The sequence below is a fragment of the Acinetobacter sp. YH01007 genome, assembly GCF_013420425.1.
Taxonomy (GTDB): Bacteria; Pseudomonadota; Gammaproteobacteria; order Pseudomonadales; family Moraxellaceae; genus Acinetobacter; species Acinetobacter towneri.
The window spans coordinates 1-8803 of sequence record NZ_VOYC01000030.1 but is presented as its reverse complement, the minus strand read 5'-3'; the positions used below and the strand labels follow the sequence as shown (position 1 = coordinate 8803).

Sequence of the window (8803 nt, the reverse complement as noted above, 5' to 3'; positions counted from 1 at the left end):
CTTCAGTCTGCGTAAAACTATTCGTAAAATCAAATAAAGAGTCTAAATCCGCTATTTCATTTTCAGTCTTATTTTCTATTAATGAATAATCGAAATATGCATCCAAAAAGCTAAATGGTAGATGTTCTTTTAAAATCTCATAACAATTAATAGATACGGTATATTCTTCAACTTTATTAAGCAAAATATTTAATTGCGAAACAAACTGTATATTTTGTATTTGCCCCATTTGATATGCATTTAAGAAAAACAGTTTATCTATGGAAATATAACCATCTAGCTGGTCCCTTAATTGCTCTACAATAATTTTTTTGTTCATCATTACAACACTTTTAGCTATTCAATCCTTCTCGGTTTGAGCGAATCAGAATATATAGTCGACTTTTCAATCAATATGATAAGTTATCTATAAAAATAATTTGTTGATAACTTCCCTCTCTATTAAGCCAGATTAAAACTTCTTCCTGTATTTCAAGTATCCTAGCACAAAGAGAAACAATGGAGTAAAAATCACGAATTTCCTCAAAAACTTGTGATTCACTTTGTCGTAGTAGAGTCAGCATGACTCATGCTTCTAAACCTAAAATCTGTTTCAAATGTTTAAATCTAAATTCAGTGGTATGAGTAACTTTTATTTAAGTAAGATTACTCATTCAAATGTTATTTAAGAGCTGATTAAATTCATCCTTCACACTCAAATACTGAATTTGCTTTTCTTGCAGTAATGCGAGTTCATGCTCAAGATCTAACTGCTCAACTTCAATATGGACATCAAAATATTCGGCACAGTGTAAGCTATATTTATTGGCTTTGACCTGTTGGATAGTGACATTTTTTGACCACTCAGTCTCTTGATCAACCGAGAGTAGTTCCTTTATTTTCTCTGCATCATTCAGACTTAAATGAAGCTTTCGACGCTGACGCTCACCAAAGCTTCGTGCATCAACCAGGCGAATGGTATCTTTGTTTTTCGCTTTATTTAAAATAAGCAAACTCATTTCAATATTTGAATCTGTCAGAATACCAGCAGGTAACAACACCACAGCTTCGACCCAGTTCAACTGCACTAATTTTTCACGCAGCTCTGCATCATACCCGCCTCTGAATAACCAACCAGGGATGATCTGAAGATATGCTTTACCATGCGCATTTAAGTTGTACAGTGCTTGTTGAATCCACAAACTCTCAGACGCACTCGTAGGGATTCGAGCAGTAATAAATAATTCTTTTAAATAGTTTTGTCCTTCTACAAAGGATTCAGACACCCTCAAATTGATCGGTGGCGTACTAACTACTACATCGACCCCAAGGCTTGAAGCACCATCACTTAATGAATCTGACTGCTGAATATCCGCCTCTTTCTCACTTAACGCATAAAGCAGTTTTGCCATACCTACTGTTACTGCATTGATGTCACGTAATATCAGATTTTGAGTATTAAGCTCGTGTGCTAATAAACCTAAACCACATGCACCATCATAAAGTGTTTTATCTTCGACAGTCCCAACAACAGCCGTAAACACATTCAAGATATTCTGTGAATCAACATAGAACATCTCCCACGTCTTTGGATGATGTAGAACATATTCTTTCAGAAGTTTAAATGCCTGTTCTCCATATTCTTTAGGATTTAAACAGTCTTTACGCAAACTTAAAAATACTTGAAAAATGTTAGCAAGTTGATTGCTATTCCATCTGATAGAATTCGTATTGAACCAAGATAAATGTTCTTTAGTCACATATTCAGAAATAAAATTAGAAATTTTATCGTGCGTAGATGAGGCTACTTTCTCACATTCCTCTCCATTCTCTTTTACAAGATAAGCAATCAAAGTAAATAGTTCTAATGCAGCACTACGTGTCATCGTGCCTGTCATAGTCGATAAGGCATCTAAATATTCGATTGTATTTTTCATTTTTAATTTCCTATTTAGGCCATCAACTTTTGAAAAGCGGCATTGGTTGCTTTAATTTGTTGAACTTTCAGTTGCTCTATTGCATGCAAGACTTGATTATTTTTGTCAAATACTTCTGCCAATTTGTGCTGTACCCATAAGTCTGGTACTGAAATTTCAATATCCTTTAGACTGCTCACAGGAATATTCATAATTGTCGTACCTTTATTCAAACTATTGAGTACTGCTTGACCATATTCACTGTTTAAGAAAACAATTAAAAATTCTGGTAAAGCAACTTCCGAATCTACCTTGATGACTAGACATGTTGCAGGAGCAAATAAATTTAATTTTTCCTGTTCTGCAGTCACAATTGAAGCTCGTAGATTTGTGCCCTTTGATAAAAAAACAATATCACCTTCTTTTAATTTCTTTTTTTCAATAAGCTCCTCATCGACAAATACTGTTTTCGTTGTACGGGTATTTAAATCCAGAAAACCTTTATCGTTTAGGCTTTGACCTGTCAATAAACTGACTTGGATTAAATTCTCTTCATGAGTATCATTGAATTTATTGATTCCAACTGTAATACTTGAACATATTTCATTTAGTTTCATAATTACTCCAAATATAGTTTTAACAAAACTATTTTTAAATTTCCTTAAGCAAATAGTAGCTCTCGCAAACCACTTTGTAAATAGTTTTATTAAAACTTTTTTAATTAAAACAAGAAAACTTCTTAACCAATAGCTTAAATATTGAAATGTTGAGTAAGCAGTAACCTTAACTTAACTTAACAACTTCAATTATGAGCTGAAGTAAATATATCCATTATTTTTTGCTTGAACGTACGCCCACTCTGCCACCTTATGTGACCGCTCTTTATCCGTTAAAAAACCAAGAACAGAAACTCGATCTACAATGATCAAATCCTGTTCTTCATTTCTTTCTTTCCACTTATGCAAAAACTCATCAGAAGCGAGTAGATTACTTTTCTTAGAATTACAGCTTGAATCTGCCAACACGAAGTTATGACCTGTATCTGATGGATACATAGACCATGGAATGAAATGATCAACAGCATAATTGCCTTTTCTCATCGGCTTGTTGCAGTAAAAAAATTTACAGTCTTGCAGCTCTACCAACACGCTTGCTACTGCATTTAATTGGTTCCGACTTGGCTCAAACATGAATTGTTCAAGATTCGGTAATTTATTCAAAATTGGCGCATTGCTACTGTTTTTACGAATGTAATCAATCCAACGTTTCTGACACAGCTCTTCAATGATCTCGCTGAATTGACGTAGGCAATACATCACTTGAGGTAAAAGAATAAGTTGCTTGCCACATTGATTAATCTGATATAAAAACTCAAAATTTTGACCATTGATGTTTTGCAAGTAGCGGACTGGCATGTCTTTTACAGTGCGAGCGACATCTTTAACTAGCTTCAACCACACCAATGAATCTCGTCTTAACAGTCCAAGGGATGAGTAACTCTGACGAAGCCCAATGATTCGATTTACAATCGCTGCTTGCTTACCATTATTCTGATTTAAGATGAGTTGACCTTTATCATTAAACACATATGGCACCGCTTGCTTCCAATACAAGTCGATAAATTTCTCAGCAATGTCCGTATATTCCAGTTCTAAGCTTTTACCTGAGTCTTCACCTTTTTCAATTGCCAATCGGCTTAGGCTAATTAGCAATGCAAATTTATAAGTGCTACTAAAACTACCTGACTGTAAAATCAGCTGAATATTTTTAAGGAACTTAAGCTGTTCCTGCGCAATTGGAATAAAGTCAGGCATGTTTTTTCCAAAGTACATTCAGCCATTTTTCTTGTCGATCTGGTCGCTGATCTACTGTAATCCAATGTTTTAACACCCTAACCCCATTCAACCCATCTAACAATTCCTGAGCCTGCTCTTCATTTAAGTCAGTAAACGCCCTACCGCCTTTTACTCTATCTGCTGTTCCATATTTAAAAGACATATAGCACACACCGCCACGGCGTAATGCAGCATGAATACGTTTTAAAACATCAGGGAGACTGTTACGAGCACAATGTAGTAAGGAGGCACATGCCCATACCCCATCATAAACATCGTGCATATCAAGCTCATAAAAACTTTGCTGCTTAACAGGTACTCCTGTCAATTGGGTCGCTCGTTCGACCAATACTTCAGAATAGTCCGTCGCATCAACTTGATAGCCTTTATTTTTAAAAGCCAAAGTATCACGCCCTGAGCCACAGCCTAAATCCAGGATGCGTGCAGAATCTGGCAACTCAGCTAAAAATGGTTGGTATAGGCTTTCCATATCCACATACAACGTGGCTTGTAAAAATTGATCTGCGTATTGGTTGTAATAGTCTATTGTTTTCATATTGATTGCTTAGGCTAAACACTGACCCCAGACTACTAAAAAACAAAAAGATAAGGGAGCATTTGCTCCCTTATCTTTTTAGTCAAATAAATCTGCTCTTACTTCTTCCAAAGCACGATCTGACTTAAAACGATTACATATCGGGTGAATAATTGCTCCATTTTCTAAAACACCATAGCCACCTTCTGCTTTCGATTCTCGATGATCTACTTCAGTTGATTCAAGGTATAGAGCGCTATCACATACTTCACAATAGCTCCAAGTTTTCCTTTCCTCACGTTGATAAAGATTTCTTTTGGCCGCGAGTGAAAAATTTAGAGGTTTTTTCTTCTTTGATGATCTTACTGATTGCACAAAGCTCACAACATCATCAACAATACTCTCATCATAATCACCACCAAAACGGTCAAGGTAAAAATCATTAAAATTAATATAATCAAATGATTGACTCATCGAAAGAATGACGGTGTTCAAACAAACTTCATCTTCAAAATCTAAATCCATATTCAGTCCAATACAGATAAAGGCCTGATACACGTTCTTCAATCGCTCATGTGATTTGATCCCGCTACCAAACTTACCGACAGTTTCTTTAATCGCCACAGGAATTTTTTCAATTAAACTTTCAACACCACGGCGTGCTCGAGTAAATCCAATAAAATCTATCTTTTTATTCTGTATTTCAAAACAGTCTTTTTCAATTTCACAGACGATAGAGAACCAGGCCAAAAAGGATGTCACTTGAAAACGATTATCTTTATAAAAATATAGTTTTGGGTGTAAGCCCAAACTTGGAATCCGAATACTAATTGGTGGTGTTGCGATACGACACAGCACAACTCTAAGTTTTAGCATTAAATTTTCTACACGCTGACCTTGGTCTATATTCACAGTATTCTGACTAGTATCACCCAACATGATATTCAGGAGTTCATTGACCAAGCCGATTTTTTTACCGTGTGTTAAATCCGGTTCTAAAAGTATTATCTTAAAAAGATGATCATGAATTTGCTCACCCAAAGTGATCACTTCATTTATCCGCTCGTAATTCAGTTCAGCCAAGTTGGATTTATTATCGTTTATATAACAACACGCATAAATCACATAAAAAGCATCACTTCCCCTATTTTGTAAATGATATTCTTCATCTGGATCTAATCGTTTCGTATCCGAATTGATTGAACAAAAGGCTTTTCGAGCTTCCTCAGGTGTCCCAATCACTTCAATAAAATTAAGTTTGGTTGATTTTAATTTTTGCTGAAACTCAGAATCGCTACATAACTCTTGAAAATCAGCTAATCCACCTAATCGATTACGAATCTGACGAATATCTCGTTTTTGTGGTGCCGTGAATTTTGGGGCTCCTATTACTTGCTCATCAATAAAGTATCTTTTGATCCAAGCATAGATAATTGAAATCCTGTGTCCACCATCGATGATATAAATATTACCAGCAGCATCTTTCCAATAGCGAACGCATAAATTGACATTACGATCATTCAAACAGTTTAGAATAAACTCCTGAATTTCAGCAGGGCTCCAGCACTCTGTGGAGCGTTGATTGTCTGCTTTATATAGTTTTTCTAGGATCTCATGGTTGGCGAAGTCATAAAGTGATATTTCAAAGTTATGGTGCAGATTTGAGTGCGACATTTCGTCAGGCACCATCATTTTTCTTTGAATAATATTGGTTAAAAGCTTAGTACGGGCCATTTTATTTTCTCTAGGCAATACTTCTCTATATCTCGTAAGATTACGAAATTAGAAGTAATTAAAATTAAAGTTAGTGATTAATGAAGTAAATATTCATTAATTCAGAAGTATCTTTTTGCTAGAGAAAAAACAGATAGAAATAATATAAAGACGCATTTTAAACCTCGTTGATAGATTGTCGTTTGCCAACATCCTTTCCACGAGATGGAGGCAAACCAAATAGGGTGTGGAAATACCGCTCAACGAAACGGCCAGTCAAAGACTGCCCTACCTGGCTTACCATAAAAGCGCCATGTAGACACAAAAGAGCCACTAAAAGCGACTCTTTAGTTCGTTGAGTAACAGGTTTCCACGCCTGGTCACAGATTTTGCTGTAACATCTTTATCTTATGTGCATAAATTCAATTGGTCAAATTTTATGATCAATATTTGATCAATCAATTCAAAAATAATTCCCTATATTTTTAGAGGCTTAAGAATACAGATAAGTATCTTATAATTTCTACAATATTTAGTTGCTGTAAACTGATCGCAATGAAACTCTATATATTTAAGCAGCGTGATTTAATAAAGGAAGTAGATTGAAACTGCAAATTTTATCGGATACTCACAATTCCAAATATTCAATATCAGAGCAAGCTGATGTCATTATTCACGCTGGCGATTTTTCTAATCGCTTAAGCGGTGCAATTGAGTTTGCCGAAAAATGTAAATCTCTCAATAAAAAATTTATCTTTGTTTTAGGTAATCATGATTACTACAGCTCTAACTACAGTTCAGTCGTGAATTTCTTGAAAGAAAACTACCCAAAAAATGCACTACTTGATGACAACCATATCAAAATTCAAGATAAAATATTTGTAGGTGGCACGCTGTTTACGAACTTTCGCTCCAATTCACCACTTACATCTCCTGAGGTACTTTTACAGTCCCAAAAAGATGCTGAACAATCGATTTATGATTTCGATCAAATCATGATTGACAGTGATCATCGAACGATAACTGCTAATGACTACATAGAATTATTTAAAAAATATCATGAAAATATTATGAAATTTAAGGATCAAGATAATGTGATTGTCATTACTCACTTCCCGCCTCATTTAGCTTGTCTTGATCCATATTGGGGTACGCATCCTGTTGCAGCAGCACTCAATCCCTATTTTATTAATGACCTAGATGTAAAAGGCTTTAAGTTATGGATTGCAGGACATACGCATACATCAGTGGATACTGTAGTCGATGGATGTAGATTAGTGATCAATCCTTTGGGTTATCCACCAGAGCAAGGTAAAAATGGGTTTAGAGAAAATTTGATCATCGAAGTTTAAGTAGTCATACTCGTATTGAAGCAATTTAAACCAACTCTAATATCATACATCCTATAGTACTGTTGATTTAGCTTCTACACCATGAACTAGGAGAAACTCATGTCGAATCCTTTAGACCCAGAAAATGATTGGAAAAATAAAATTGCAGATCAAATACTTGACGATTTAATCGAGATTGCCAAGCTTGAAGGTATGACTATTAAAAAAATGAAAGCAGATCAAAATGGTATTTTCTATGTGGAAGAGGAAATATCAATTGACGACGTACTCAAGCAATTTTGAACTCTGCTCATTGAAACGATATAAAGCGCTTGAATTTTATATTTAAAAGCTTAACCAAATTGTATCACCTGTAGATGCGTACATAGCTTCAGCAGTTTCTTTCAACACATCACTCTCATCCGTTTCCATTGATAGTTCATCACATGCATGATACCTACTATCGCTTGTGGAAAATAAGCTAGATTGAGCCGTAGTACTATGCTGTATAAATCTAGTTCTATCTTGCTTTAAAAGCTGCACACCACGGTAGCTAGCACGCATTTGATTTAATACTTGAAGACGTCTTTCATTTGTAGTCATTATTACTTTTCTCGACATTCATTGTCTCCTTGATTTTTATCTGAAATTAAGATTAATAAATTATGACATAAATTAAAATTGAGTAATGATCTAACTATCCCGCAATACCTCATTAAAATCACAGAGATAAAATAAAAACTTAAGTAATGTCTTAAAAATCAATCCTCTAGAAACTCCATCTTATCTTAATCAGTTCTGACGATTTTCGTAGGAAGTTGATCAACTCCGTTTAGTATAGCCTGGATATAATCCTCCTTTATTATTTCATCTTTTTTGATTTTTTACTGAGGATTCATAGGCTTTTTTTGCATTATCTTTAGAAACAATCCGATCTACTATAATATCTATCTCACTTTACAAACTTTTCAAGATCTTGCTCTTCAACACGCTGATATGAAGACGAACTATTAATTAAAGAATACCCTCTTCTGAGTGCCAATTCTTTATTAATTTCTTGCTCAGCTATACTTGTCTCGCCGTGACTTTTTATGTATTCAGCGCGTTTTTGTATAAATGCTCGCTCACGCTCTTGAACGCTAGAATTCACCACCGTATGTTCTATTTGACGAGTAGCCACATAATTATAGGCAATTACTCCGCAAAGTACGATTAAAAAGAAACTGAGTTGCCTCTTTACACTTCGACTCACAAATAATCCTTTAATATTCAGTCAATACTGAAGTTATCATGTACTCATGAAGATGAATTTAAAAACTATAAGGGCTGACACTATAAAGTTTCATTACTCGCCCGGTAATCCTCCCATAAATAACCGAAGTTAAAAGTAGAGGTTAAGCAGCCATTAGAGGTGGCTTTCCTTTGTTAGCTTGATGTGGTCTTTCATGGTTGTAATGCCACAACCAGTTTGTTGCATAATCTTGTACTTCATCC

11 protein-coding genes are annotated in these 8803 nt (G+C 35.0%); 2 read left to right on the top strand and 9 right to left on the bottom strand.

Features of this window, described 5'->3' with window-relative positions; genetic code table 11:
• The 6 genes from FTT74_RS13090 to FTT74_RS13065 all read right to left on the bottom strand — a co-directional run.
• Positions 1-319: hypothetical protein (locus FTT74_RS13090; protein ID WP_179989152.1), on the bottom strand; the 319-nt coding region annotated here is incomplete at its 3' end.
• Positions 320-653: 334 nt separating this feature from the next.
• Positions 654-1916 carry a class I SAM-dependent DNA methyltransferase gene (locus FTT74_RS13085; RefSeq protein WP_179989153.1) on the bottom strand — a complete coding sequence of 421 codons (1263 nt, stop codon included), beginning with the start codon at positions 1914-1916 and terminating at the stop codon, positions 654-656.
• A 14-nt stretch (positions 1917-1930) separates the two neighbouring features.
• Complete coding sequence (locus FTT74_RS13080; protein ID WP_179989154.1) at positions 1931-2512, bottom strand: restriction endonuclease subunit S; 582 nt, start codon at positions 2510-2512, stop codon at positions 1931-1933.
• Positions 2513-2701: 189 nt separating this feature from the next.
• Positions 2702-3709 (bottom strand): HNH endonuclease domain-containing protein, encoded by a 1008-nt coding sequence (locus FTT74_RS13075; RefSeq protein WP_179989155.1) that lies wholly within the window; start codon positions 3707-3709, stop codon positions 2702-2704.
• A complete protein-coding gene (locus tag FTT74_RS13070; RefSeq protein ID WP_179989156.1) occupies positions 3702-4286 on the bottom strand; it encodes a class I SAM-dependent methyltransferase in 585 nt (194 codons plus the stop codon). The genes FTT74_RS13075 and FTT74_RS13070 overlap by 8 nt, the downstream gene beginning before the upstream one ends.
• Before the next feature lie 78 nt (positions 4287-4364).
• Positions 4365-5999: an HNH endonuclease gene (locus FTT74_RS13065; RefSeq protein WP_179989157.1), complete on the bottom strand. Its 1635-nt coding sequence runs from the start codon at positions 5997-5999 to the stop codon at positions 4365-4367.
• A gap of 581 nt (positions 6000-6580) precedes the next feature.
• Between FTT74_RS13065 and FTT74_RS13060 the strand changes: the two genes are divergently transcribed.
• Complete coding sequence (locus FTT74_RS13060) at positions 6581-7330, top strand: metallophosphoesterase (RefSeq protein ID WP_179989158.1); 750 nt, start codon at positions 6581-6583, stop codon at positions 7328-7330.
• Positions 7331-7429: 99 nt separating this feature from the next.
• Positions 7430-7612 (top strand): hypothetical protein, encoded by a 183-nt coding sequence (locus FTT74_RS13055; RefSeq protein ID WP_005236300.1) that lies wholly within the window; start codon positions 7430-7432, stop codon positions 7610-7612.
• A gap of 42 nt (positions 7613-7654) precedes the next feature.
• Here FTT74_RS13055 and FTT74_RS13050 read toward each other — a convergent pair whose 3' ends face one another.
• From FTT74_RS13050 to FTT74_RS13040, 3 genes are all read right to left on the bottom strand, one after another.
• Positions 7655-7930 (bottom strand): hypothetical protein, encoded by a 276-nt coding sequence (locus tag FTT74_RS13050; RefSeq protein WP_024435959.1) that lies wholly within the window; start codon positions 7928-7930, stop codon positions 7655-7657.
• 331 nt (positions 7931-8261) lie between these two features.
• Positions 8262-8561 carry a hypothetical protein gene (locus FTT74_RS13045; protein ID WP_179989159.1) on the bottom strand — a complete coding sequence of 100 codons (300 nt, stop codon included), beginning with the start codon at positions 8559-8561 and terminating at the stop codon, positions 8262-8264.
• Between the two features lie 142 nt (positions 8562-8703).
• Positions 8704-8803: integrase core domain-containing protein (locus FTT74_RS13040; protein WP_179989160.1), on the bottom strand; the 100-nt coding region annotated here is incomplete at its 5' end.

Coding starts and splice junctions, on each gene's coding strand:
- FTT74_RS13050 (WP_024435959.1), bottom strand. CDS start 7,930: ATGTCGAGAAAAGTAATAATGACTACAAATGAAAGACGTCTTCAAGTA.
- FTT74_RS13055 (WP_005236300.1), top strand. CDS start 7,430: ATGTCGAATCCTTTAGACCCAGAAAATGATTGGAAAAATAAAATTGCA.
- FTT74_RS13085 (WP_179989153.1), bottom strand. CDS start 1,916: ATGAAAAATACAATCGAATATTTAGATGCCTTATCGACTATGACAGGC.
- FTT74_RS13080 (WP_179989154.1), bottom strand. CDS start 2,512: ATGAAACTAAATGAAATATGTTCAAGTATTACAGTTGGAATCAATAAA.
- FTT74_RS13070 (WP_179989156.1), bottom strand. CDS start 4,286: ATGAAAACAATAGACTATTACAACCAATACGCAGATCAATTTTTACAA.
- FTT74_RS13065 (WP_179989157.1), bottom strand. CDS start 5,999: ATGGCCCGTACTAAGCTTTTAACCAATATTATTCAAAGAAAAATGATG.
- FTT74_RS13075 (WP_179989155.1), bottom strand. CDS start 3,709: ATGCCTGACTTTATTCCAATTGCGCAGGAACAGCTTAAGTTCCTTAAA.